Source organism: Mycobacterium sp. 852002-51057_SCH5723018, assembly GCF_001667035.1.
In the GTDB taxonomy this organism is placed as follows: domain Bacteria; phylum Actinomycetota; class Actinomycetes; order Mycobacteriales; family Mycobacteriaceae; genus Mycobacterium.
Map to the genome: position 1 here is coordinate 1 of NZ_LZIR01000016.1, position 21,356 is coordinate 21,356.

Below are 21,356 nucleotides of genomic sequence, written 5' to 3' on the forward strand. Positions count from 1 at the left end.
TGGCCAGCACCCATGACTCCAACACGCTGGCCATGTACGCCCGCGACACGGCCGAAGCCGCCAAATGGGGCGGCTAGCACCTCACATTCCGTAGGCATAGCGCGCCCATCCGCATCGGTTGGGCGGAAAGGCATTGCCTCCCTTTCCATCCCAGGAGCGAATGCGTGACGTGTGTGCGTCGGCGGTCGCCGCGTGGATGATTGACGCGTGACGGCGCGACCCGCAGGTTCCGGTGCGGGTGTCCGCGCGCTGACATACTGAGACGGTGGCGACGCTGAGTTTCGCGCGCAGGTTGCGCGTCGGGTCGATGGAAGTCCTGGTGGGCATCATGCTGGCCTGCGCCTTCTCGGCGACGATGCTGCGAAGTGGGGTCGCCAGTAGTGCGGCGTTGTCGACGGCGGGCACGGTGTTCTGTGGCGTGTTCGTCCAGGCGGTTCCGTTCCTCGCGCTCGGGGTGATAGTCAGCGGGTTGATCGCGGCGTTCGTGTCGCCGGAGCGGTTGGCACGCTGGTTGCCGCCCCGTCCCGCGGTGGCGGTGTTGGCCGCCGGCATCGGCGGGGCGGTGTTGCCGGGTTGTGAGTGTGGGTCCGTTCCTGTGGCGCGGCGATTGTTTGGCGAGGGAGGAGCAACGGGGGCCGCGGCTTTGGCATTCATGCTGGCCGCGCCGGCGATCAACCCGGTGGTGCTGGTGGCCACCGCGGTGGCGTTTCCCGGCGCGCCCATGATGGTTGTTGCCCGGATGGGCGCTTCACTGCTGACCGCGGTGATCATGGGTTGGGCGTGGGCGCGCTGGGGACGCGCGGAGTGGATCACCCGCCGGCTCCCGCCTTCGGGCGCTTCGACCCAATCACGATGGGTGGTGTTCGCCGAAGCGGCCCGGCACGACTTCCTTCAGGCGGCATCTTATTTGGTGTTGGGTGCCGCCGCGGCGGCGATGCTGCACGTGGTGGTACCGCAGTGGGTGTTCGCGCACCTGGCGGGCGACCTCATCCTCGGTGTGGCCGTGATGGCCGCCCTGGCGGTGGTGCTGGCGTTGTGTTCGGAGGCCGACGCCTTCGTGGCCGCCAGCATGACGATGGTGCCGCTCCTACCCCGGCTCGTGTTTCTGGTGGTGGGCCCGGCCGTCGACGTCAAACTGTTTGCGATGCAGGCGGGTATGTTCGGCCGCGCTTTCGCGGCCCGCTTCGCGCCCGCCACGCTCCTGGTGGCAATTGCAAGCGCCTGTGCCGTCGGACTGTTCGTTCTCGGTGGTAGGTAAATCGGTGGTAGGTAAATGAGTCGCGAAACCGAGAACACCGTTCTGCTCTTGGTGGGCATCAGTATCGTCCTGATCACGGCGTCCGGCACGTTCACCCGCTACGTCAAGCCCGGGCTGCTGCCCTGGCTGGCCGCGTCGGCCGTGCTGCTCATCGCCTTGGCGCTATTTGCGATCATCGGCGATATCCGCCGGGGCGGCGCGCGGACCAGTGATGACGGCCACGCGCACTCTCATAGGGTCGGCATCGTCTGGCTGCTCGTGATCCCCATCCTGCTCCTGTGCTTCGTGACGCCACCGGCGCTGCGGCCCTCGGCCGCCTCCCCATCCGTGACCGCGGTCTCCAACGACGTTCTGAATGAGGCATTTCCACCGATACCGCCGGGCGCCGCACCCGAACTGTCGCTGCCGGAGGTGCTGATGCGCGAGGCTCATGACACGACCGGCTCGCTGACGAACAGGACGATCAGCGTGACCGGCTTCGTCCTCAACGAGCCGCAGGGCGTAGATCTCGGTCGCGTCGTCATCATCTGCTGTGCCGCCGACGCGCAGCTGGCCCGCATCCATCTGCGTGGGCCGGCCGCCGCCGCGGCCGCCGGGTTACCCGACAACACATGGCTTCGTGTCGAGGGCCAAGTGATACCCGCTGCCCGGCAACCGCACTCAGTCGCGACTCCGACATTGCAGGCCACGACGGTCACTCGCATCGACGCCCCGGCCAACGCCTACGCCTACCCCCATTGATCGGATCGTTTACCTCAATTGTTTCGACTGGCGCTGCGGGTCCAAAACTCATGCCGGCCGAGTTCCCTTGGCACTGGCGTGTTTTCCCACCGCCCGAGCTCTAGCCAATCGCGCAGGGCCGCTGCCTCAGCCCTGTCGGTAATCGGGCCGACCCAATGGGATGGTCCGCAGGCCACCCGGTCATCGGTGCAAGGTTGCACCAGGGCCATGACCCCGCATCCGGTTGGGCGAGACGCGCAGGTGAGTGGACCGAGCATGCAGGCGGCGGCGACGAGCATGGCGCGTGGACAGCGTCGGATGGTGGGACGTAGTTCGTCGATGACCGAGAAGTCATCGTCGGCCGCGCAGCCGGTACAGACGATGACGGTGAACGGGCGGCGGGTGCCGCGGTGCCCGGACGTCAACGCGCCGCCTGCCCCGGGTACGGCAGTAGCGCCATTTCGCGCGCATTCTTGATCGCGGCGGCAACCTGCCGTTGTTGTTGGACGGTCAGACCGGTGACGTGACGGGAGCGGATCTTGCCGCGTTCGGAGATGAACACGCGCAGCGCGGCGGTGTCCTTGTAGTCGACCGCCTTGAGCCCGAGGCTGGCGAGCAGGTTCTTCTTGGTCGACCTGACGCCGGGCTGGGCAGCACGGCGAGCCCGCTGAGGTTTCCTGGCCATGCTCAGCGCTCCTCTCGGAAGTCGACGTGGCGGCGGACCACCGGGTCGTATTTGCGCAGCACCAGCCGGTCCGGGTCGTTGCGCCGGTTCTTGCGGGTGATGTAGGTGTAGCCGGTGCCCGCCGTGGAACGCAGCTTGACGATGGGGCGAATTTCGTTGCGCGCCATCAGATCCGCTGCCCCTCGCGGCGCAACCGCGCCACGACGGCCTCGATGCCGTCGCGGTCGATGACTTTGATGCCCTTGGCGCTGACCCGCAGCCGAATCCGGCGGCCCTCCGACGGCAGGTAGTACGTCTTGAGCTGGATGTTGGGGGACCAGCGCCGACGAGTCCGGCGATGGGAATGCGACACCGCGTTACCGAAACCCGGTGCGCGGCCGGTCACTTGGCAATGGGCGGACACTGTTGCAACCTCCTCGATCTCACGGGGCTTATTGAAAATGATTTTCGACAAGCACCGTCGAATACGGTACCGTACCGACAGCGTTGATGAAAATCATTACCGATAAGGAGACTGATGCGGTCGCCCGTCATCCTGGTCGCGGGCCAGACGGACACCGACCCGGTCGTGGGCGCACTGCTGCGCACCCCAGGGACGCTGGTCGTCGAGCACCGCTTCGACGGTCATGTGGTGCGCCGCACGATGGTGAGCCTGCAAAATGGGGTGCTGACGACAGCCGAGGCCGGGCTCGAACTCGCGCACGGGTGTGTGTCGTGCACCATCCGCAACGACCTGATGGTGTTGCTGCGTCAGCTGCACCGCCGCGACGACGTCGACCGCATCGTGGTGCACCTGGCCCCGTGGCTGGAACCCGAACCGATCTGCGCGGCCATCGACCATGTCCGAGTGCGCGTGGCGCCGGGGTACGTCGACGGACCCGCGGCCCTCGACGTGTCGATCGCCGCGGTGGTGTCCTGTGTCGATTCATCGGTGTGGCTGAGCCAGGCGCTCGGCGACGCTGAACTCGACGACGGACGTACGTGCGCCCAGGTGGTGGTCGGACAGGCAGAATTCGCCGACCTGGCCGTGCTCAACCGCCCCGATCCCTACGTGGCTGCCGCGCTGCACCGCCTGTCACCGCGTGCGCGCATCAGAGTGGGCGCAGACGGCATCGAGCACGATCTGCGCAATCTGTACCGCGATGCGCGGCGAGGCCGAAGCGACGATCCCCACGGTCCGCTGCTGGGCGGACAGCCGCCCCTGGAGTCCAGGGGTGCGATCAACCTCGTCGAGTTCAATGCCCGACGCCCCTTCCACCCGCAGCGCCTGCACGAATGTCTGGACGTGCTGCTGGACGGAGTCATCCGAACCCGGGGACGGCTGTGGCTGGCGAGCCAGCCCGATCACGCCATGTGGCTGGAATCGGCAGGCGCCGGATTGCGGGTTAGTTCGGCGGGCAAATGGGTGGCCGCCCTGACCGGAGCCGAACTGGCCGGCATCGATTCGGAACGACGCGCCTTCGCCGAACTGAGGTGGGACGACCGGCACGGCGATCGGCACACGGCGATGACCATCCTGGTGTGCGGGGCACAACCCAAGCAGATCGTCGACGCCCTCGACGGCGCGCTGCTCACCGACGACGAGTTCCGCTGCCCGCAGGACTGGATGCACTACGACGATCCGTTCGGCGACTGGCACGAAGATCCCTGCCAAGCGCCACTCGAAAACACCCAAGACACCGTTGCCCATGACACGCAGGACGGAGACCGCGCATGAAACCGGGCATTCACCCCGATTACCACCCCGTCGTCTTCCAGGACGCCACAACGGGTGCGACGTTCCTGACGCGATCGACCATCACCAGTTCGCGCACCATCGAGTGGCAGACGCCCCATGGGGTCGAGACCTACCCGCTCGTCGTCGTTGAAGTCACCTCTGATTCACACCCGTTTTGGACCGGCGGACGCCGGATCGTCGACACCGCCGGACAAGTGGAGAAATTCCGCCGCCGCTACGGCAGCCGGCAATCATCCCGACCTGAACCCGGTGCTGAAGGCACCCGCTGAGCAGCGAAGCGCCGGCGACCAGTCGCCGGGTGGGTAACCGTCCACACCGTTGTTGGCCCAATGCGATGGGCGTGGCGTCTGCCCACTGAACCGCATCGCTTGCGGTCAACGCCGATCAGCAGCCGCGGCCGCTAGGCAGACCCAGCACCGCGTTCCAGTGCGCTACCGCCGCGCAGGCGGCGGTTGGTTCGACGTCGCCGCTGATAACGGAGAGCAAGCTACGAGAGACCCCGCCGAGTCCCACCCCGCTGGCGCGCATGGCCTCTACGAGCACTTCCAGGGCCTCCTGCGCCGAGCAACGTCGGACACCCATGAGCACGCCGATCGCCAGATCGATTTCGCGTCGTGACCGGTGCTCGCCCGGCCGGTAGCCATGCGCCTGAGTCATGATCGTCCCGTCGTCGCCATGGGATCAGTGGGAGTGAACGACATCCCAGGGCGGCAGCGGATCGGGGTAACCGACCCACCGGTGCGGGCCCTCGGCCATTTCAGCGTCGGTCAGCAAGGCCGAATCCATGAGGCCCAGTACCCGCTTGCGGTCGAGCTTGACACCGATGAAAACGATTTCCTGCCCCGGCGGGAAGTCCGCGGTCGACCAGTACTGCGCCGGTTCAAGCACCAGGTTCGGTCCGGCCTGGGACCAGATCGCCGCCAGCTCGGGTCGGCTGGCGATCCAGCAGAAGCCCTTGCTGCGCAGCAACCCCTGAAGCTGATCCAGCGCCGCATTTAGACGCTGCGGGTGTAAGGGCCGCTGCGCGCGAAACGTCACGCTGTAAATGCCGTATTCCTCGGTCTCTGGCGTGTGTCCGTCGGTGACCTCCTGATCCCAGCCAGGCGATTGTGCGGCCAGGTCGGGATCGAACAGGCCGGTGTCCAGTACCTCCGACAGCTTCACCCGGCCGTGGTCGGTCGGCAGGATGTTCGCCGACGGATTCAGGCGCCGTAGCGCCGTGGCCACCGTCGCGCAGGTCTTCTCGCTGACCAGATCGGTCTTGTTGAGCAGAATGACGTCGGCGAATTCCACCTGGTCAACCAGCAGGTCGGCGATGGTGCGGACGTCGCCGTCGCCCGCGGCGAGGTCGCGGTCCGCCAGCGCCTCGCCGCGCGCAAGCTCGCCCAGAAACGTCGACGCGTCGACGACCGTCACCATGGTGTCGAGCCGCGCGACGCTGCCGAGGCTGAAGCCATTGTCGAATTCCCAGCTGAAGCTCGCGGCTACCGGCATGGGTTCGGAGATGCCCGTCGACTCGATCAGGAGGTGATCGAAGCGGCCCGCGGATGCTAGTCGAGCAACCGACTCGATGAGGTCTTCGCGCAACGTGCAGCAAATGCAGCCGTTCGTCAGCTCGACCAGCTTCTCCTCGGTGCGGTCCAGGTAGCCCGTTCCAGCGACGAGCGCGGCGTCGATGTTGACCTCACTCATGTCGTTGACGATCACCGCGACCCGTCGGCCCTCGCGGTTGGCCAGCACGTGGTTGAGCAGAGTCGTTTTTCCGGCGCCGAGGAACCCCGACAGCACGGTGACGGGGAGCAGCTGAGAGCTTCGCGAAGGCATGGCGTAATGATAATCATTTTCAATAAAGGTGCAAATGGCAGAGCGGTGCGGGATACCGCTGCGGTGCCGCCGCCACGGGCCGCCCCAATCCGTCCGGGTAGTGTCGGGAGGGTGCGTAGCGAGGGCGATACCTGGGACATCACAACGAGTGTCGGTTCGACGGCGTTGTTCGTGGCAACCGCGCGAGCGCTGGAGGCGCAGAAACCCGACCCGCTGGCCGTCGACCCCTACGCGGAGCTGTTCTGCCGCGCCGTCGGCGGTCCCGCGGCTGACGTTTTGGACGGCAAGGAACCCGACCACCCGCTGAAGACCGCCGACTTCGGCGAGCATTTCGTCAACTTTCAGGGCGCCCGCACCAAGTACTTCGACGAGTATTTCCGTCGGGCCGCCGACGCGGGCGTGCGGCAGGTGGTCATCTTGGCGGCGGGACTGGACTCGCGCGCCTATCGCTTGGACTGGCCGGCCGCGACGACGATCTTCGAGCTCGACCGTCCGCAGGTGCTGGATTTCAAGCGCGAGGTGCTCACCGGCCACGGCGCCCAACCGCGCGCCGAGCGCCGCGAGATCGCTATCGATCTTCGTGAGGATTGGCCACAAGCCTTGCGCGACAGTGGCTTTGACGCCGCTAAGCCGTCCGCGTGGATCGCCGAGGGCCTGCTGAACTACCTCCCGGCCGCCGCGCAGGAGCAACTGTTCGCCGGCGTGGACGGTCTGGCCGGCCACGGCAGCCACGTCGCCGTCGAAGACGGTGCCCCGCTGGATCCGGACGAATTCGAGGCCAAGGTCGAAGAAGAACGCGCCGCGATGGCCGAAGGTACCGAAGAGCGCCCGTTTTTCCAGTTGGTCTACAACGAGCAATGCGCGCCGGCCACCGAATGGTTCGGCCGGCGAGGCTGGACCGCCGTCGGCACTCCGCTGACCGATTACCTCCGCAAGGTCGGCCGGCCGGTTCCCGGCCCGGACACCGAAGCCGGGCCGATGATCGCCCGCAACACTCTGGTCAGCGCGACCAGGGCATGAGTTAGTCGTCCTTCGCGCCATCAGGCACCACGGCCCCCGGAAATCCCTCCGGGGGCCGTTTTGATGCGCTGCGGGAACGCCTTTGGGAATTCCGGACTAGCGTTCGCGCGGGTGAGTGGGGGGCGGTCGACGGCTGACTCGACACGCAGCGGTGAAGGCAAACGCCTTGTCGCAGTCTGGAACATGTGACGGCACGCGTGACCGACTCACTCGTCGTTCGTGCGTAGTTCCCAGGGCTGCCACCCGAGAGCAGTTGCCATGTTGCGCTGCAGCGCGACGCCGGCCGGCAGCGTGCGGTAGAAGATGCTCACCTCGGCGATCTTGCCGTCCGCGTCGAGCAGGACGAAGAATATTCCGTTGACGGCGGCGTCTCCGACCTGCAGCCGGAAGTGTGCGGCGTGGTGGGTGTCGCCGCTGAGGACCTCCGTGTAGGTGTCGTCGGACGACAGTCCATTGACGGATCGAATGGTCTCCACGACCGCCTCGCGGCCGGTCACCGGATCATCGCCGAACGGGCCGTGGATCAGCACGTCCTCGGCAAGCAAACGGGACAACGCGTCTGTGTCGACGCCTTTGTCGCCGGCCCCGTTGATGCAGTCGACGAAGGACTCCAGGGTGTCGCGATGCGGGGCGAAGGTGGTCATGATTACTCCTGTTGCAATGTCAGCGGATTGGCCGGCGCGCCCAGTTCGTCAGTCGTTCGGAAAGTAATGCCCGTTGTCCAAGTCGGCGAGCAGCTTGGGCTGGGTGGGTTCCCAGCCCAGGGTCTGGCGCGTGAGGAGGCTGGTCGCCGGGAGACTCAGCGTGACCAGGTTCGTGAGGGGCCCGAAGTATCCCGGCAGCATGAGCACATCTTCGGGCACACTCACGGTGGGCAGGCCCAGCCGGCTGCCAATGGCCTCGGCGATCTCGCGCAGCGGGATGCCCTCATCCTGAACTGCGTGCCAATACTTGCCTGCCGGACCCTTCTCCAGCGCTAGGCGGAACAAGGAGGCGGCGTCGCGGATGTGCACGGCGTTCCAGAGGTTCGTGCCGTCTCCGGGGTAGCCGGCGAAGCCCTTCTCCTTCGCGGTCGCGATCAGACCCGGGAGGAAGCCGGCACTATCGGTCGTGCTGTGCGCGATGAGCGGAAGCCGCACGATCGAAGACCGCACTCCCCGCTCGGCGAGGCCGATTACGGCGAGTTCCACGACATTGCGGACCCGCAGGGTGCCCTTGTATTCCTCGCCGCTGGGAAGGGCCGGGTCTTCCTCGGTGGCCGGCCGGCCCAGGTTCCCAGGGCCGCCGATACTGCCCGCTGCGACCAGCGGCTTTCCGGTCTCCGCCAATGCATCTCCGTAGGCGAGCATGATCGGCAGCTCGGCGGCGGCCACGGCGTCTATCCCGCCGGAGGGAAGCAGGTCCTGCCTGTGCGCGACGTGGATGACGCCGTCGGCGTTCGCGGCCGCCTCCTTGAGCCCGTCGAGATCCTCGAGGCTGCCGCGACGCACCTCGGCACCCTGCGCGGACAGGGCCGCCGCGGACGCGTCCGACCGGGCCAGGCCGGTGACCTCGTGCCCGGCGGCGATGAGCTCGGGGACGATGTGCGAACCGGCATGGCCGGTTCCGCCAGTGATGAAAACGTGCATGTGATTGCCCTTTCCAGGGTCGTTCAGTCCAGAACGGTGACGCCCAGCGCGAAGCTGGTGTTCTCGAGTGCGTGGTTCATGAGGCTTATTTCCAACAGGCCGGCGTTCTCCAGGGCCCGCGCCATGGGCAGCGGCCCGGCGTCCAGCGGGCGCAGACCCAGGCTCTCGACGAACGCTGACACGCGAGTCCTCGCCTGCGCGTCGTCACCGGCGAGGAACACGTCCAACGAGCGGCCCTCGGCCGCGGCGGCGGTCAAAACGTGGCCGAACACGGTGTTGAAGGCCTTGACCACGTGGGCGCCCGCGGGGGCGGCCTTGGCGATCTCCTGCGCGCTGGAACTGCCCTCGGGGGTGAGCAAGCCCGTCATGTCGGGGGCGACGGGGTTGGTGATGTCGATGACGATCTTGCCGCTCAGGGCGTCCCCGTACCCGCTGACCACCTCTGCCGCGCTGGTGTACGGCACGGCGAGGATGACGATGTCCCCGACCGGGGCGTTTCCGGGCGTCCCCACCGTGGCGCCGTCGAGCGCGGCGGCCAATTCGTTGGCCTTGGTCGAGTCGCGGCCGATGATCTCGACTGCGTTGCCGCCGGCAAGTGCGCGTTGGGCCAGTGCGCTGGCCATGTTCCCGACGCCGATGATGCTGATGTTGCCGTTCACGAAACACTCCCTCTTGGTTGATGACCAGATATGTTGACGCTTCAACCATAAGCGGGCTTTGGGTGAGGTGTCAACCAATCGAGGTAGTGTGGGCCGATGGAACCGACCTGGCTGAGTCCCGCCGAAGACCGCGCGTGGCGAGCCTTCGTGTTCGCGCAACGGCAGCTCGTCGCCCGCCTGAACCGAGGGCTACAGGACTCGGGCCTGTCCGGGCCCGATTACGACGTTTTGGTGGTGCTCTCGGCAATCGACAGCGACCGCATGACCGCCCGCGATCTATGCACCGCGCTGGACTGGGAGAAGAGTCGCCTCTCCCACCAGTTGCGGCGCATGCAGCAGGACGGGCTGATCAGCCGCGAACTCAACCCCGACGACGCCCGCAGCACCATGGTCCGCCTGCTGCCGGCCGGCCGCGCCGCCATCGAAAGAGCCGCACCACGACACGTAGAGGACGTCCGCCGGAACTTCATCAACCTGTTCACCCCAGCCGAGCTCGACATCCTCGCCACCCTCAACGAACGAATCATGCGCCACCTCGCCACCCGCGACGGCATCCCGGCCGAGGGCGAGGCCCTCTGACCTGCGCTGGCCACGAGCGTTCTACCTCATCAAACGCGGCTACCCCCCCGGGTCTCGACGGCCAGTAGCGTCCATCAGCGGTTCAGCTCGCGACCACCACTGCCGTCGGGATGGCGTTGTCGATGAGGACGGCGGCGATGGCGGCGGCGGTGGCGGTGGCGAACGTCTCGACAAGTGTTCGCCTGCATGGGCGTTCGTTTCGTTTCATCATTAGCGTCCGGGTGTGGCGATCGCTATCCCGAGGGCCCGGGCGGCGTCGTTGAGGCGATTGTCATAGCAGACCATGGCAGTCAACGGTGCCGTTGCTGCAGCGATTTGCACGGTGGCCAGGTGTATCGCGTCGAGCGAGCGTAACGCCGGATCCGGGTAGGCAGCTGCGGTCGCGCGGACGACCTCGTCGATTTCGAACCGATCCAGGCGGGCCAGCACTGAGGGGACCGCAGATAAGCCTTCCGGGGCGATTGCACGGACGGCTCTGGCCAGCTCGACTTCAGCCAAAGCAGATGTGATCCAAGGTGCGTCGGTGCGTTCATCGAGCCAGTCAGCTAAGGCATCGGATTCGGGCTCGATGCGGACGAGCTTGACCAACGCCGAGGTATCCAGGTAGATCACCGGCTAATAGCGCTCGTCGGCACGCAGCCGCTCCAACAGCGCGCCGGCGTCGAGACCGTCGTGAGCCGGGATCGTAGGCCGCGGCGCTGGGCCGGTCAGCGTCGCCGGTTGGACCCTGCCAGCAGTGATCAGCGCATCGAGCGGGCCCGTGGTGGCGGGGATGATTCGAGCGATCACCTGGCCGCGCTCCGTAAGGGTGATCTGTTCGCCACGCTTGACGCGGGCCACGACTTTCGCGGTCTCTTGGTTGAGCATTCGCAGAGGTACTTCACTCATAGCAACATTGTACTACATATTTGTAGTACATGCGGCGTCCGAGCTTCGTCGGCCCAGACGGGTGCGCACGATTACAACTGTCCAGGCGCTGCGTACCGCGGATAGAACAGTCCCACCGCGCCGGCGCAACCCTAAAGTATATTTGATTGATGCATCGACTAATCTCATCGCCACAACTTTATACGTCAACTAATGCAGTCAGTGCTGTAAGCGCCACTTGCTCTGTCGCAAGCGCTGTTCCGCCAGCAGCCCTCAGTCACACCGTCCAGTGCAACGGGCCCAGGTGGGGGGCTGGACACAACGTTGCGCCACCTGTCCTCTGGTGCACGACGGCGCGGGCCGCCACATCGGCGATGTTGCCGATGCCCGGGGTCTTGGATCCAGTCGCGATGTACGCCACGCGGTGGCTTCGGACCTCATCCCGTCGGCGCAGAGGGTTCCTTGACCGCCTCCACGCAAACGGTGACGTCGACGGTGTCTCCGACCATCGGCCCACCTCCGGAGAGCACGGGAGTGTCGGTCAGGACGCCGAAATCACTACGCTTCAGCTTGATCACACCTTCGAAACCGGCCACCTCACCGTGACCCATGCCGGGGCTTACGCCGAGAAACGAAAACGCCAGCGGGAGTCGTTTGGTGATTCCGCGCAGGGTGAAATCAACCACGAGTACCCAGTCGTCCTTCTCGGTACCGTGCATATCGACCGAGACGAGGGTCGCGGTGGGGAACTCCTCGGCGCCGAAGATGTCGGGTCCCCGTAGGTGCTGATCGCGGTCCGGGTTGGCGGTGTTCACCGAGCCAACCGCTATGGTGACCGCAACGCTCGGAATTCCATTCTCGGGCACCGTGATTGCACCGGAGAAGTCGTCGAACCGCCCACGTACCCTACCGACCACCAGGTGGCGAACCGAGAACGTGATGGACGAGTGGACCGGGTCGATCGTCCACCTACCGGGGATGAGATCCCGAGTGACAGTCGACGTCATGTGCGTGTTCCTTTCGAGTTCCGAGGGCAGTTCGTAGAGATTGCGCAACACCAGGGCGTTGCGGGCTTGGATGAGTACGCCACCCTCGTCGATACGTCCCAGTTCGATCGGAGCGAAGCCGAGATCGGTGCACAGTCCGGCTATCACCGCGCTCGCCGCGGGGTCGTTGCTGGCCACGAAGACAACGCGTTTTCCGAACTCGAACGGACGCTTCTCGGCAAAGTGCCTGGCGGCGGTTTGGTTGAACGACTTGACCACCGCGGCGCCGGGGAAGGCCTCGGCGTTGAAATCGGTCGACAGGCGGCCGCCGAGGATTTCCGCGGAGTTCGGCACCAGGAACGCGTTCGTCGTGTCGACGATGATCTTGCCGGACCAGTCCGCACGGCGTCGACCCAACTCGCGGACCTGAAGGAACGGTATGGCCAGGATGATCACGTCCGCATCCAGGGCTGTGTCGAGGGTGACCGGCGTGATCGAGGGGGACAGGTCGGTGACATCGATCGTCTCCGGACCTCGCGTGTTGGCAAAAAGTGCCGGGACCTGGTGGTCGGAGAACCGTTGCGCCAGAACCCCACCGATGCTGCCGGTGCCCACGACGGCGAACTGCAAAGGGCCGGTCATCGCACGACCTCCGAGGTCCGAGCGACGGCGACGAAGACCGCCAGCGCCAGGAACACGGCGTTCACAGGCCACTGCTTGTACTCTCCGCGTCGACCGTGAAACACCGCCGCACCCACCTGCAGCAGTGCGAGGCCCACGGCCGCGGCGGGCGTCAGGATGGGCGCGATGCCGGTCAGCCACGGCAGGATCAGGCCGAGAGCGCCGGCCACCTCCACGCCGCCGATGAGGTTGATCGCCGTCGCGGAGAATGCCTCGGCGGCGCCAGCCATCGCGGGGTTCTTCGCCAGGCGCTCCTTCGGCGTCAGCAGTTTCATGCCACCAGCGAAAAGATATGCGGCGGCGAGCAATCCGGACGCGATCCAAACCGCGATCTCCACGTGGGCTCCTCGAAGACGTGTATGTGGCGAACACAAGGCCGATGACCCGACCGGTCGCACCCGCGAATCTCGAATTCACGCGGACGGGCCCATTAGTTGATGCGTCAATTAACATAGCAGGCGTTAACGTGACGCGTCAACTAACGGCACACCCATCGGCTCACTCCTGCGGCGATGCAGACTGTGACGCCTCGACACCGATCGGACGCCCACCGGTGCCGCGGGATTGCCGCGACGGAGCCATTGCCGGTCAGCGGTTGACGGTTGAACTATCCTTCAGATGGAGGAGGTCCGGATGACAGTTGGGCGATCGGAAACCATCGGGTCGTCTCGGTGACGCGGCCCGAGCGCAAGCGTCGTCAACCCGAAACGGTGTGGCTCGACGACGATCAGCAGCGTGCGTGGCGTCAGCTCCTCTCGATGATGATGGAGCTTCCGGCGGCCCTGGAAAGTGATCTGCAGCGCACCGCAGGACTGACGACGTTTGAGTACCTCGTGCTGGCGAATCTCTCGGAAGCCGACGAGAAGGCGCTGCGGATGTCGGAGCTCGCCTCCAGGGCGAACTCCTCGTTATCGCGGCTGTCGCACGTGGTCAGACGCCTCGCGGACAATGGGTTGGTGGTGAAGCGGACCAGTGCCGATGACGCTAGGGCAAACGTGGTGAAGCTCACGAAGGCCGGGATGAGGAGGGTCGTCGCCGCGGCCCCCCTGCACGTCGCGAAGGTACGCGAACTGGTCGTGGAGCCGTTGACGAAGGCCGAGCTGATGAAACTGGGAAGAGCGGCCCAGGCCATCACCGACCGGATCGCCGAGTCGGGCTAGTCCCATCAGCTCCGCCCGTCGATCGTGATTCCGTCTGGTCGACGGCGCCACCAACCACTTGCTTGGGGTGCGCGCGAAGGGCTCCCGGGCGGCTGGCCGCATCCAAATCCTCGCCCTGGCAATCGAATTCGCCACAGAGGCCGACGACCTCGCTCATCGCCCGGACTGGATACACCCGGCACTGACCGAAGAGGTCGAGATCGCGCCGCGCGACCTACGGGTTGCGGGCGTGACGGATCCCGACCGCTTGCCACCCCACGTCTTCGTGCTGTTCGGCGCCACGGGCGACCTGGCCAAGTGCAAGCTGTTCCCCGGCCTGTACCGGCTGGCCGCCGCCGGACGCATGCCCGACGACTACTCCATCGTCGGCTCGGGCAGGCACTCCCCGGGTTCTGACAACGAGTTTCGCGTCGCGGTGGGCAACCGACTGCGGGAAGCTCCCAGCTGCCCCTTGGCGGACAGCGGCCTTGGCGGACAGCGGTGACCCCTTACTCCTCGTGGGTGGACAATTCCCAGGGCTTCATGCCGAGCAGGCCCGCAAGGTGGCGCTGCATCTGGACGCCGGACGGCAGCGGACGCCACCAGATGGTCACCTCGGCGATCTTGCCGTCCGTGTCGAGCAGGATGTAGTCCATCCCGTTGACCACGGTGTCTTCGACCTGGAGCCGGAAGTACGCGGCGTGGTGGGTGGCGCCGCTGAGGATCTCCTTGTAGGTGAGGTCGGCCGCGACCGTGCCGATCCCTCGCATGGCTTCTAGGACTGCCTCGCGGCCGGCGGTTGGCTCATCGCCGAGCGGGCTGTACAGCACGACGTCCTCGGCGAGGATTTCGGAGAGGGCGTCTTTGTCTGCGCCGCCGTGCATGCAGTCAACGAATGACTCCACGGTGTCGCGGTGCGGGGCGAAGGTGGTCATGGCTATTCCTCGTGTCCTTCGTGCTCGTGGTTGGTGAGATCTGATCGGTGCGCCCACCCGCCGAAACGGCGCGGCTACGCAGTGACCCGAAAAAGCAGACGACCCAACGGATTTCCGGAAATCAATAAGTCGGCATGAAAGCCGTTGTCGCTCACTAGATCACGGTGGTGCCGCCGTCGACGACCAGCTCCATGCCGTTGACGTAGCTCGAGTCGTCGGAGGCGAGGAACAGCGCGGCCGACGCGATCTCCTCAGGGCGGCCCATCTCTCGCCGCGGGATCACGGACTCGAACTGAGCCTTCATCTCCTCGTCCATCACCTCTTCCAGCATCGGGGAGGCGACCTGGCCGGGGGTCAGCACATTCACCCGGATCTTGCGATCCCGCAGCTCCGACACCCACACCCGGGCGTAGGCGGGCAGCACGGCCTTGCTTCCCGCGTACACACTCCAATTGGGGTAGCCCCGCAGCGATGCGTTCGACCCGGTCATGAAGATCGAGCCGCCGTCGTTGAACAGCGGCAGCGCCTTCTGCACCGAGAACAGCGTGCCGCGCGCGTTGAGCCAGAAGGCGTCATGGAAGTCCTCCTCGGCGATCTCACCGAGCCTGGCCTGCTTGCCCACCCCGGCGCTGGCCCACAACACGTCGATCGCGCCCTTTTCCCGCTTGACCGTGTCAAACAACCGGTCCAAGTCGCCGAGGTCGGCCGAATCGCCCTGTACACCGGTGACGTTGCGACCGATCTGCTCGACGGCCTGGTCCAGCGCCTCCTTCCGCCGGCCCGTGATGAAGACGTGCGCTCCTTCCTCAACGAACAGCTTGGCCCCGGCCAGCGCCATGCCGCTGGTCGCGCCGGTGATCACGGCAACCTTGCCATCGAGCTTTCCCACGTTCACTCCAATCGTCGAATAGGGCGTCGGGTACTATGTAAACCGATCTGAGTGCATAATCTAGCGGGCGGCGATGCGGGAGGCAAGCTATGCACACTGACCCGTACCCAACTGGGTTATTCTGGGGACGTGACGGAGTTGGAGAAGGGGCCGCGAGGGCTGCGGCGCGGCAGGGGCGCGCGAGAGCGCATCCTCGGCGCGTCGCGCCAACTGTTCCGCGATCAAGGCATCAACAGCACCGGCCTGGACCAGCTCTGCACGGTGGCCCAGGTGTCCAAGCGCACGTTCTACCAGCACTTCACCGGCAAGGACGCCCTGATCGCCGAACACCTCCGCCGCTTCGATCCCGACGTCCTGCCCGAGGTGTTCGACCGCGCCGACCTCACCCCCCGCGAACGGCTCCTCGCCGCCTTCGACATCCACGCACCCCTGTGCCCATTCATCGCCGCGGCCGTCGAAATCCCCGACCCGGGCCACCCGGCACGCGTGCACGCCCGCGACTACAAGCAGGCCTTCGCCGCGCGGCTCACCGAGACCGCCCGCGAAGCGGGCGCGACCAACCCCGAACAGCTCGGCGAACAACTGGCGCTGCTCCTGGATGGCGCTTCGGCCCGCAACCGAGTCCTCAACAGCGACACCTTCGCCACCGCCGCCGCCATCGCCGCAGTCCTCATCGACAACGCCATCCCCACGGCAGCGGCCCCGCCCGGCGCAGGAGAAAACCTGCCCGCCGGAACGGGGCCGCGTGCCGTGTCCAGCACCGAACTCAGCCGAGGTTGACGCCCAGGGAGAAGTCGAAGTTCCCCACGCCGTGGCGTGCCAGGCCGACCGTCAGCACGCCCGCGCCCTCCAGCCAGTGCGCCATGCCCAGGTCGCCGACGTCCAGCGGCCGTAGGCCGAGGCTCTCGATGAACCCCGACACGCTGGCCTTGGCATGCGCGTCATCGCCGGCCATGAACACGTCCAGCGGGCGGCCCGACGCCAGCACGTCGCGGAAGAGGGTGTTGAACGCCTTGACGACATGGGCACTGGAGGGAGCGGCCTCGGCCACCCTCTTCGCGTTGGAGGTGCCGTCGGGGATGGCCAGCCCTGTCACATCGGAGTTGAACGGGTTGGTGATGTCGACGATGACCTTGCCGCCCAGCGCGTCCCCGTACTCGCCGACGACCGGCACGGCGCTGTCGAACAGCACGGCGAGGATCACGATGTCGCCGGCCGGGGCAGCGCCCCACGTTCCGGCCGTGGCGCCGCCGCCGAGTTCCTTGGCCAAGGCCGCGGACTTGGCCGCATCGCGACCCACCACCTCGACGGCATTGCCACCCTTAACCGCCAAGCCGCCGATGGCGCTGGCCATGTTTCCCGAGCCGATGATGCTGATGCTGCTGCTCATGATGTGCTCCCTTGATCTCGACCGTTCGCTTTGTCGCGTACTTCCGGGTTCGATCCAGCGCGTCGGCGCCGACAAGCTGAGGCCCCAGTTGCTCAGGTGATGAACCCGCGCCGCCGCTATGTACACAGGTCGGCGTACTTAACGTATTGGACTGTCAGCCGGAACGCAAGCTATGCACACCGGTCGGTACCAAGCTAGGTCGACCCTGGCCATGTATGCGCCCGACACTATTTGAAAATCGTTTTCAATAGCGGTTGACTGTGGCTCATGCCGGGCCCGCTGGACCGTATTCTCTCCGGTGCCGATGACGGCGGCGCCGACCGGGGATCGCGGGCCGCCCACCTGGCGGAACTCGTGCGCACGACGCTGGTGGTCCCAGACGATGTCGCCGTCACAGTGCAGCAGCTGACCTGCCGCGAACCCGGCTGTCCTCCGGTCGAGACCGTCATCGCTGTTCTGGCGGCGCCTTCTCGACGCTGGACGCTGCACCATCCGCTGAGCGCCATTCGCGACGAGATGGTGACCCGCCTGCTCATCGACAACCCCCACGGAGGTCCACATGACAACTCTTGACGAACGGGCTGACGAACGCGTTCCCGTCACAGTGCTGACCGGCTTTCTCGGCGCCGGCAAGACGACCCTGCTGAACCGCATCCTGAGCGAGCAACACGGCCGACGAATCGCCGTGATAGAGAACGAGTTCGGCGAGGTGGGGGTGGACGACGCGCTGGTGCTCGACGCCGAGGAGGAGGTGTTCGAGATGAACAACGGCTGCATCTGCTGCACCGTGCGCGGCGACCTCATCCGGATACTCGGCGCCCTGATGCGTCGCAAGGATCGCTTCGACGCCATCCTCATCGAGACGACCGGACTGGCCGACCCGGCTCCGGTCGCGCAGACCTTCTTCATGGACGACGCACTGCGCGCGCAGCTGCGCCTGGATGCGATCGTCACCGTGGTCGACGCCAAACACATTCTCGGCCATCTCGATGAGGTCAAACCCGACGGAGTGGAAAACGAGTCCGTCGAACAGATCGCGTTCGCCGACCGAATCGTGCTCAACAAGCAAGACCTGGTAGACGCCGAAGAGGTCGCCGCGGTCACCCGCCGTATCCGCGGCATCAACGCCGCGGCGGAGGTGTTGCGAGCCGTGCGCTGCGACGTCGACCTGGGCGAGATCCTCGACGTGCACGCATTCGACCTCGACCAGATACTTTCGACGGATCCGGGCTTCCTCGACCCCGACGCCGAGCATCAACACGACGCCTCGGTGAGCAGCGTCGGCATCGACGTCGAGGGGACCGTCAACGTGGAGAAGCTCAACGAGTGGCTGGGAAAGCTCCTCACCGAACGCGGCCCCGACCTCTTCCGCAGCAAGGGCGTACTCAACTTGGCCGGTACCGACAAGCGCTATGTCTTCCAGGGCGTGCACATGTTGCACGACGGGGAGCTCGGTGCGCCCTGGCGCCCAAGTGAGTCCCGGCGTAACCGGATGATCTTCATCGGGCGCAATCTCGACCGTGCCGAACTCGACTCGAGCTTTCGCGCTTGCCTCGCCGAAGCGCCGGTCACGGCGGCCCGGTGACAATGACGCCTATGACTACCGGGAGCCCGGGCACGGAAACCCGGGAGGTGGTGTGGCAGCTCGACATCGACGAGCCCGTGTTGAGCATCGGCGTGGTAGCCGACAAGGTGATCGTCGGCGGTTCGGAGGGCAGCATTGTCGTCGCCGACACCGACGGCCGCGTCCACGTGCGTCTCGCGCTCGACGACTTTCTGCTGGCGATGGCCGCCAGCCCGGACGGCACCCGCCTTGCGGTCGGCGGCGGCCAGCGGCTCGTGGTGTTCGACCTCACCGACGGTTCGGTCGTGGCCGATCATCCCCACCAATGGTGTGGGTGCCTGGCTTGGGCGGGTAAATCCGGCGGCCTCGCGGCGAACGACGGTCGGTTGGTGCGGATATATGACCGCGACGGGCAACTGCGCTGGAGCTCGCCCTCCCTGCAGAGCACGGTCGCCGGGCTGGCCTGGATGCGCGCCGACGGCCGCCGGGTGGCGGCGGCCGCATACCAGGGCGTCAAGGTCTTCGAGCCGGACACCGATCGCGTGATCGCGCGCCTGCCCGCCCCGGGCGCGATAGCCGGGATCGCCACCGCTCCCAACGGGCGCTGGGTGGTCGGCGGCAGCCAGGACGCGACCTTGCACGGCTGGAACGTGCGGGACGGCAGCGACTTTCAGATGAGCGGTTTCCCGAAACTGGTGTCCCGCCTCGCTTTTGAAGCGTCCGGTCGCTGGATGTGCTGCGACGCCGGCGACACCATCGTCTGCTGGGACTTCTCCGGCTCCGGCCCCACCGGGCGGGAGGGCTTGCTCGCCGAGGGGCACCGCGACGACGTCACCGCGCTGGCCTGGGCACCGACCGGCGGCTCCGCCCCGACCCTGGTTTCGGGTGACGCCGCCGGGGATCTGGCGCTCTGGAGGCTCGGGCCAAGCAGTCGTCCGGGCGGCCGGATCAGTCCGTTGTGGAGGATGGCGACCGGTGACCCCGTCGGTGCAATAGCCGCCACCCGCGACGGCGTCGTTTCCGGCCACCGCTCCGGCGCGACGCGCTGCTTCAAACCCGAGCCCCGCTGAGGCTACTTGTTCGCGACCTCGCGGAAGCCGGTCGTGACCCACTTGGCCGGGCGGCTGCCGGCGACGGACTCGCGAAAGCCGGGGCTCGCCAGCCGGACGACGGCGTAGATGGCGAAGCTGATCGCGCTGATGAAAACGCTGGCTTTGACATGCGGTTTGAGCAGACCCAGTAGCAGTCCGCCGTCGGCGGCGATCAGCGCAAACCCGATCGACAAGGCGATCAGTACCGGGGTGCGGGCGGTGAGCCGGGTGGCCGCGGCAGCGGGAGTAATCGCCAGGCTAAGGACCAGCAGCGTGCCGACGATCTGCGCGGCTTCGGTGACGGTCAGCGCCAGCAGGTAGACGAACAGCAGCCCGACCAATCGGGTCGGAACTCCACGCGCGAGGGCGACGTCGGGATCGACCGAGGCGAAGAGCAGCGGGCGGTACAGCAGCGTCATCGTGGTCAGCACGCCGATCGCGACGACGATGAGGAGAGCGATCTGACTGGGGCTGACGCCGAAGAGCTGACCGAACAGGATGTTCGTTGCGGCGGTGGCGAACCCCGTGTACAGGGAAAGCAGGTACACGCCCACACCCAGCCCGAAGGCCAGGATCACCCCGATCGCGGAGTTCCGTTCGCGGGGACGATCGCCCAGCAGCCCGATGGCGGTGGCCACGACCAGCGATCCGAGTAGCGCACCCAGGACAGGGTTGTTGGCGACGAGCAGGCCGGCCGCGGCCCCGGTGAACGCCAGCTCGGCGGTGCCGTGCACCGCGAACGCGAGGTCGCGGATGATCACGAACGGGCCGATCAGGCCCGCCGTCACGGCCACCAGGGTGGCGGCGATGAGGGCGTTCTGGACGAACGTGTCGTGCAGATAGTCCCAGAGCGTCAACGTGCCAGCACCGTATCTTCTTGGTCGGCTTCCTGGTTCGCGATCCGCACCGCCTCCGGCGCGCCGACGATGATGATGCGCCCCTGTACGCGCAGCACCTCGACGGGGGTCTGGTACAACTCCGAGAGGGTGGCGCTCGTCAGCACCTCCCCAGGCGTGCCGATCGCCCAGCGGGTGCCGGCCAGGTAGAGGACCCGGTCGACAACGTTCAGGATGGGGTTGATCTCGTGGGTCACGAACACCACCGCGATGCCCGAGGCACGGCGCTGTCGGTCGAGGCTGTCGACGACCTCGGCCTGATATCTGATGTCCAGCGACAGCAACGGTTCGTCGCACAGCAATAGCTTGGGGTTCCCGACCAGGGCCTGGGCGATTCGCAGGCGCTGCTGCTCCCCTCCGGAACACCGCCCGATCGGGGCGTCGGCGAACCGGGACGCCCCGACGGCGTCGATCGCCGCCTCGACGCGGCGCCGGCGCGCCGGACTGGGCAGCCCGATTCCCCAGCGGTGGCCGTCAACCCCGAGCCGCACCAGATCGGTGCCCCGGATCGGCAGATCACGGTCGAAGCCGCGCTGCTGCGGAACGTAGCCGATCGTGTGATTGCCGCGCCGCGGCGGGGCACCGCACACCCGTGCCGATCCCGACGACAGGGCGGTCAATCCCAGCAGCACCTGGACCAGCGACGTTTTACCGCAGCCGTTGGGGCCCAGTACGGCCAGGAACTCCCCGGGTGCCACGGCGAGGTCGACGTTTTGCCATAGCTGGCGCGCCCCGTAGCCCAGCCCGGCGGCGCACAGCTCGACGAGCGGTGTCGCGGTTTTACGGTCGGCGGAAGTGGTCATCTGG

At 66.6% G+C, this 21,356-nt stretch carries 30 protein-coding genes; 12 read left to right on the top strand and 18 right to left on the bottom strand.

The window, feature by feature from the left end:
• Positions 1–307: 307 nt before the first annotated feature.
• Complete coding sequence (locus A5764_RS04485; protein ID WP_197501208.1) at positions 308–1,258, top strand: permease; 951 nt, start codon at positions 308–310, stop codon at positions 1,256–1,258.
• Between the two features lie 15 nt (positions 1,259–1,273).
• Positions 1,274–1,999: a TIGR03943 family protein gene (locus A5764_RS04490; protein WP_067109229.1), complete on the top strand. Its 726-nt coding sequence runs from the start codon at positions 1,274–1,276 to the stop codon at positions 1,997–1,999.
• A gap of 400 nt (positions 2,000–2,399) precedes the next feature.
• Here the strand turns inward: A5764_RS04490 and rpsR are convergent, their stop codons facing one another.
• The 3 genes from rpsR to rpmB are packed head-to-tail and all read right to left on the bottom strand — an operon-like array spanning position 2,400 to position 3,066.
• On the bottom strand, positions 2,400–2,663 hold the full coding sequence (gene rpsR, locus A5764_RS04495) for a 30S ribosomal protein S18 (protein ID WP_067109231.1): 264 nt from the start codon (positions 2,661–2,663) through the stop codon (positions 2,400–2,402).
• Between the two features lie 2 nt (positions 2,664–2,665).
• Positions 2,666–2,830: a 50S ribosomal protein L33 gene (gene rpmG, locus A5764_RS04500; protein ID WP_067109236.1), complete on the bottom strand. Its 165-nt coding sequence runs from the start codon at positions 2,828–2,830 to the stop codon at positions 2,666–2,668.
• Entirely contained in the window at positions 2,830–3,066 is a 237-nt protein-coding gene (gene rpmB, locus A5764_RS04505) for a 50S ribosomal protein L28 (RefSeq protein WP_067109308.1), read from the bottom strand. Before rpmB ends, rpmG begins: the two co-directional genes overlap by 1 nt.
• 114 nt (positions 3,067–3,180) lie before the next feature.
• On the opposite strand from rpmB, the gene mrf reads away from it, so the two are divergent.
• Both mrf and A5764_RS04515 read left to right on the top strand, forming a co-directional pair.
• A complete protein-coding gene (gene mrf / locus A5764_RS04510) occupies positions 3,181–4,380 on the top strand; it encodes a ribosome hibernation factor-recruiting GTPase MRF (protein ID WP_067109239.1) in 1,200 nt (399 codons plus the stop codon).
• Positions 4,377–4,670, top strand: a complete 294-nt coding sequence (locus A5764_RS04515) for a type B 50S ribosomal protein L31 (protein ID WP_067109242.1) — start codon at positions 4,377–4,379, stop codon at positions 4,668–4,670. Before mrf ends, A5764_RS04515 begins: the two co-directional genes overlap by 4 nt.
• Before the next feature lie 115 nt (positions 4,671–4,785).
• On the opposite strand, the gene A5764_RS04520 is transcribed toward A5764_RS04515, so the two are convergent.
• On the bottom strand, positions 4,786–5,058 hold the full coding sequence (locus A5764_RS04520) for an ANTAR domain-containing protein (RefSeq protein WP_067109244.1): 273 nt from the start codon (positions 5,056–5,058) through the stop codon (positions 4,786–4,788).
• Between the two features lie 24 nt (positions 5,059–5,082).
• Positions 5,083–6,225, bottom strand: coding sequence for a GTP-binding protein (locus tag A5764_RS04525; protein ID WP_067109247.1), 1,143 nt, complete (start codon positions 6,223–6,225; stop codon positions 5,083–5,085).
• A gap of 111 nt (positions 6,226–6,336) precedes the next feature.
• On the opposite strand from A5764_RS04525, the gene A5764_RS04530 reads away from it, so the two are divergent.
• Positions 6,337–7,245 (top strand): class I SAM-dependent methyltransferase, encoded by a 909-nt coding sequence (locus tag A5764_RS04530; protein WP_067109250.1) that lies wholly within the window; start codon positions 6,337–6,339, stop codon positions 7,243–7,245.
• A 206-nt stretch (positions 7,246–7,451) separates the two neighbouring features.
• On the opposite strand, the gene A5764_RS04535 is transcribed toward A5764_RS04530, so the two are convergent.
• Genes A5764_RS04535 through A5764_RS04545 form a run of 3 tightly spaced genes read right to left on the bottom strand, consistent with a single transcriptional unit; the run spans position 7,452 to position 9,532 of the window.
• Positions 7,452–7,889 (bottom strand): nuclear transport factor 2 family protein, encoded by a 438-nt coding sequence (locus A5764_RS04535; protein ID WP_067109253.1) that lies wholly within the window; start codon positions 7,887–7,889, stop codon positions 7,452–7,454.
• Positions 7,890–7,937: 48 nt separating this feature from the next.
• Positions 7,938–8,873: an SDR family oxidoreductase gene (locus A5764_RS04540; protein ID WP_067109256.1), complete on the bottom strand. Its 936-nt coding sequence runs from the start codon at positions 8,871–8,873 to the stop codon at positions 7,938–7,940.
• 23 nt (positions 8,874–8,896) lie between these two features.
• The gene (locus tag A5764_RS04545; RefSeq protein WP_156664496.1) at positions 8,897–9,532 is read right to left on the bottom strand and encodes an NADPH-dependent F420 reductase; all 636 of its coding nucleotides are present in this window, start codon (positions 9,530–9,532) and stop codon (positions 8,897–8,899) included.
• A gap of 96 nt (positions 9,533–9,628) precedes the next feature.
• Here A5764_RS04545 and A5764_RS04550 point away from each other — a divergent pair, with 96 nt between their 5' ends.
• The gene (locus A5764_RS04550) at positions 9,629–10,111 is read left to right on the top strand and encodes a MarR family winged helix-turn-helix transcriptional regulator (protein ID WP_067109259.1); all 483 of its coding nucleotides are present in this window, start codon (positions 9,629–9,631) and stop codon (positions 10,109–10,111) included.
• A gap of 82 nt (positions 10,112–10,193) precedes the next feature.
• On the opposite strand, the gene A5764_RS29650 is transcribed toward A5764_RS04550, so the two are convergent.
• From A5764_RS29650 to A5764_RS04570, 5 genes are all read right to left on the bottom strand, one after another.
• Entirely contained in the window at positions 10,194–10,319 is a 126-nt protein-coding gene (locus A5764_RS29650; RefSeq protein WP_255361034.1) for a hypothetical protein, read from the bottom strand.
• A 2-nt stretch (positions 10,320–10,321) separates the two neighbouring features.
• Positions 10,322–10,723: a type II toxin-antitoxin system VapC family toxin gene (locus A5764_RS04555; protein WP_067109262.1), complete on the bottom strand. Its 402-nt coding sequence runs from the start codon at positions 10,721–10,723 to the stop codon at positions 10,322–10,324.
• A gap of 3 nt (positions 10,724–10,726) precedes the next feature.
• On the bottom strand, positions 10,727–10,999 hold the full coding sequence (locus A5764_RS04560; protein WP_067109264.1) for a type II toxin-antitoxin system Phd/YefM family antitoxin: 273 nt from the start codon (positions 10,997–10,999) through the stop codon (positions 10,727–10,729).
• Between the two features lie 416 nt (positions 11,000–11,415).
• Positions 11,416–12,606 carry a YceI family protein gene (locus A5764_RS29975; protein ID WP_082951491.1) on the bottom strand — a complete coding sequence of 397 codons (1,191 nt, stop codon included), beginning with the start codon at positions 12,604–12,606 and terminating at the stop codon, positions 11,416–11,418.
• The gene (locus tag A5764_RS04570; RefSeq protein ID WP_067109267.1) at positions 12,603–12,983 is read right to left on the bottom strand and encodes a DoxX family protein; all 381 of its coding nucleotides are present in this window, start codon (positions 12,981–12,983) and stop codon (positions 12,603–12,605) included. The genes A5764_RS29975 and A5764_RS04570 overlap by 4 nt, the downstream gene beginning before the upstream one ends.
• A gap of 333 nt (positions 12,984–13,316) precedes the next feature.
• Here A5764_RS04570 and A5764_RS04575 point away from each other — a divergent pair, with 333 nt between their 5' ends.
• Both A5764_RS04575 and A5764_RS29205 read left to right on the top strand, forming a co-directional pair.
• Complete coding sequence (locus A5764_RS04575) at positions 13,317–13,805, top strand: MarR family winged helix-turn-helix transcriptional regulator (RefSeq protein WP_067109269.1); 489 nt, start codon at positions 13,317–13,319, stop codon at positions 13,803–13,805.
• A gap of 67 nt (positions 13,806–13,872) precedes the next feature.
• Positions 13,873–14,289, top strand: coding sequence for a hypothetical protein (locus tag A5764_RS29205; RefSeq protein WP_067109272.1), 417 nt, complete (start codon positions 13,873–13,875; stop codon positions 14,287–14,289).
• 4 nt (positions 14,290–14,293) lie between these two features.
• On the opposite strand, the gene A5764_RS04585 is transcribed toward A5764_RS29205, so the two are convergent.
• Positions 14,294–14,719, bottom strand: coding sequence for a nuclear transport factor 2 family protein (locus tag A5764_RS04585; RefSeq protein WP_067109275.1), 426 nt, complete (start codon positions 14,717–14,719; stop codon positions 14,294–14,296).
• Between the two features lie 154 nt (positions 14,720–14,873).
• Positions 14,874–15,608 (bottom strand): SDR family NAD(P)-dependent oxidoreductase, encoded by a 735-nt coding sequence (locus A5764_RS04590; RefSeq protein WP_067109315.1) that lies wholly within the window; start codon positions 15,606–15,608, stop codon positions 14,874–14,876.
• A gap of 129 nt (positions 15,609–15,737) precedes the next feature.
• On the opposite strand from A5764_RS04590, the gene A5764_RS04595 reads away from it, so the two are divergent.
• The gene (locus A5764_RS04595) at positions 15,738–16,388 is read left to right on the top strand and encodes a TetR/AcrR family transcriptional regulator (protein ID WP_082951492.1); all 651 of its coding nucleotides are present in this window, start codon (positions 15,738–15,740) and stop codon (positions 16,386–16,388) included.
• Here A5764_RS04595 and A5764_RS04600 read toward each other — a convergent pair.
• A complete protein-coding gene (locus A5764_RS04600; protein WP_067109278.1) occupies positions 16,375–16,998 on the bottom strand; it encodes an NADPH-dependent F420 reductase in 624 nt (207 codons plus the stop codon). The two genes, A5764_RS04595 and A5764_RS04600, sit on opposite strands and share 14 nt — an antisense overlap.
• Positions 16,999–17,265: 267 nt before the next feature.
• Between A5764_RS04600 and A5764_RS04605 the strand changes: the two genes are divergently transcribed.
• From A5764_RS04605 to A5764_RS04615, 3 genes are read left to right on the top strand one after another with little or no spacing between them, the layout of a single operon-like run.
• Positions 17,266–17,571 (top strand): hypothetical protein, encoded by a 306-nt coding sequence (locus A5764_RS04605; protein ID WP_156664497.1) that lies wholly within the window; start codon positions 17,266–17,268, stop codon positions 17,569–17,571.
• Positions 17,558–18,583 carry a GTP-binding protein gene (locus A5764_RS04610; RefSeq protein WP_067109281.1) on the top strand — a complete coding sequence of 342 codons (1,026 nt, stop codon included), beginning with the start codon at positions 17,558–17,560 and terminating at the stop codon, positions 18,581–18,583. Before A5764_RS04605 ends, A5764_RS04610 begins: the two co-directional genes overlap by 14 nt.
• Positions 18,584–18,594: 11 nt before the next feature.
• Positions 18,595–19,632, top strand: a complete 1,038-nt coding sequence (locus A5764_RS04615) for a WD40 repeat domain-containing protein (protein ID WP_197501206.1) — start codon at positions 18,595–18,597, stop codon at positions 19,630–19,632.
• Between the two features lie 2 nt (positions 19,633–19,634).
• On the opposite strand, the gene A5764_RS04620 is transcribed toward A5764_RS04615, so the two are convergent.
• Both A5764_RS04620 and A5764_RS04625 read right to left on the bottom strand, forming a co-directional pair.
• Positions 19,635–20,510, bottom strand: a complete 876-nt coding sequence (locus A5764_RS04620; protein ID WP_082951494.1) for a metal ABC transporter permease — start codon at positions 20,508–20,510, stop codon at positions 19,635–19,637.
• The gene (locus A5764_RS04625; RefSeq protein WP_067109286.1) at positions 20,507–21,352 is read right to left on the bottom strand and encodes a metal ABC transporter ATP-binding protein; all 846 of its coding nucleotides are present in this window, start codon (positions 21,350–21,352) and stop codon (positions 20,507–20,509) included. The genes A5764_RS04620 and A5764_RS04625 overlap by 4 nt, the downstream gene beginning before the upstream one ends.
• Positions 21,353–21,356 lie beyond the last annotated feature (4 nt).

Coding starts and splice junctions, on each gene's coding strand:
- A5764_RS04485 (WP_197501208.1), top strand. CDS start 308: ATGGAAGTCCTGGTGGGCATCATGCTGGCCTGCGCCTTCTCGGCGACG.
- A5764_RS04490 (WP_067109229.1), top strand. CDS start 1,274: ATGAGTCGCGAAACCGAGAACACCGTTCTGCTCTTGGTGGGCATCAGT.
- rpsR (WP_067109231.1), bottom strand. CDS start 2,663: ATGGCCAGGAAACCTCAGCGGGCTCGCCGTGCTGCCCAGCCCGGCGTC.
- rpmG (WP_067109236.1), bottom strand. CDS start 2,830: ATGGCGCGCAACGAAATTCGCCCCATCGTCAAGCTGCGTTCCACGGCG.
- mrf (WP_067109239.1), top strand. CDS start 3,181: ATGCGGTCGCCCGTCATCCTGGTCGCGGGCCAGACGGACACCGACCCG.
- A5764_RS04515 (WP_067109242.1), top strand. CDS start 4,377: ATGAAACCGGGCATTCACCCCGATTACCACCCCGTCGTCTTCCAGGAC.
- A5764_RS04520 (WP_067109244.1), bottom strand. CDS start 5,058: ATGACTCAGGCGCATGGCTACCGGCCGGGCGAGCACCGGTCACGACGC.
- A5764_RS04525 (WP_067109247.1), bottom strand. CDS start 6,225: ATGCCTTCGCGAAGCTCTCAGCTGCTCCCCGTCACCGTGCTGTCGGGG.
- A5764_RS04535 (WP_067109253.1), bottom strand. CDS start 7,889: ATGACCACCTTCGCCCCGCATCGCGACACCCTGGAGTCCTTCGTCGAC.
- A5764_RS04540 (WP_067109256.1), bottom strand. CDS start 8,873: ATGCACGTTTTCATCACTGGCGGAACCGGCCATGCCGGTTCGCACATC.
- A5764_RS04550 (WP_067109259.1), top strand. CDS start 9,629: ATGGAACCGACCTGGCTGAGTCCCGCCGAAGACCGCGCGTGGCGAGCC.
- A5764_RS29650 (WP_255361034.1), bottom strand. CDS start 10,319: ATGAAACGAAACGAACGCCCATGCAGGCGAACACTTGTCGAGACGTTC.
- A5764_RS04560 (WP_067109264.1), bottom strand. CDS start 10,999: ATGAGTGAAGTACCTCTGCGAATGCTCAACCAAGAGACCGCGAAAGTC.
- A5764_RS29975 (WP_082951491.1), bottom strand. CDS start 12,606: ATGACCGGCCCTTTGCAGTTCGCCGTCGTGGGCACCGGCAGCATCGGT.
- A5764_RS04585 (WP_067109275.1), bottom strand. CDS start 14,719: ATGACCACCTTCGCCCCGCACCGCGACACCGTGGAGTCATTCGTTGAC.
- A5764_RS04600 (WP_067109278.1), bottom strand. CDS start 16,998: ATGAGCAGCAGCATCAGCATCATCGGCTCGGGAAACATGGCCAGCGCC.
- A5764_RS04605 (WP_156664497.1), top strand. CDS start 17,266: ATGCCGGGCCCGCTGGACCGTATTCTCTCCGGTGCCGATGACGGCGGC.
- A5764_RS04610 (WP_067109281.1), top strand. CDS start 17,558: ATGACAACTCTTGACGAACGGGCTGACGAACGCGTTCCCGTCACAGTG.
- A5764_RS04615 (WP_197501206.1), top strand. CDS start 18,595: ATGACTACCGGGAGCCCGGGCACGGAAACCCGGGAGGTGGTGTGGCAG.
- A5764_RS04625 (WP_067109286.1), bottom strand. CDS start 21,352: ATGACCACTTCCGCCGACCGTAAAACCGCGACACCGCTCGTCGAGCTG.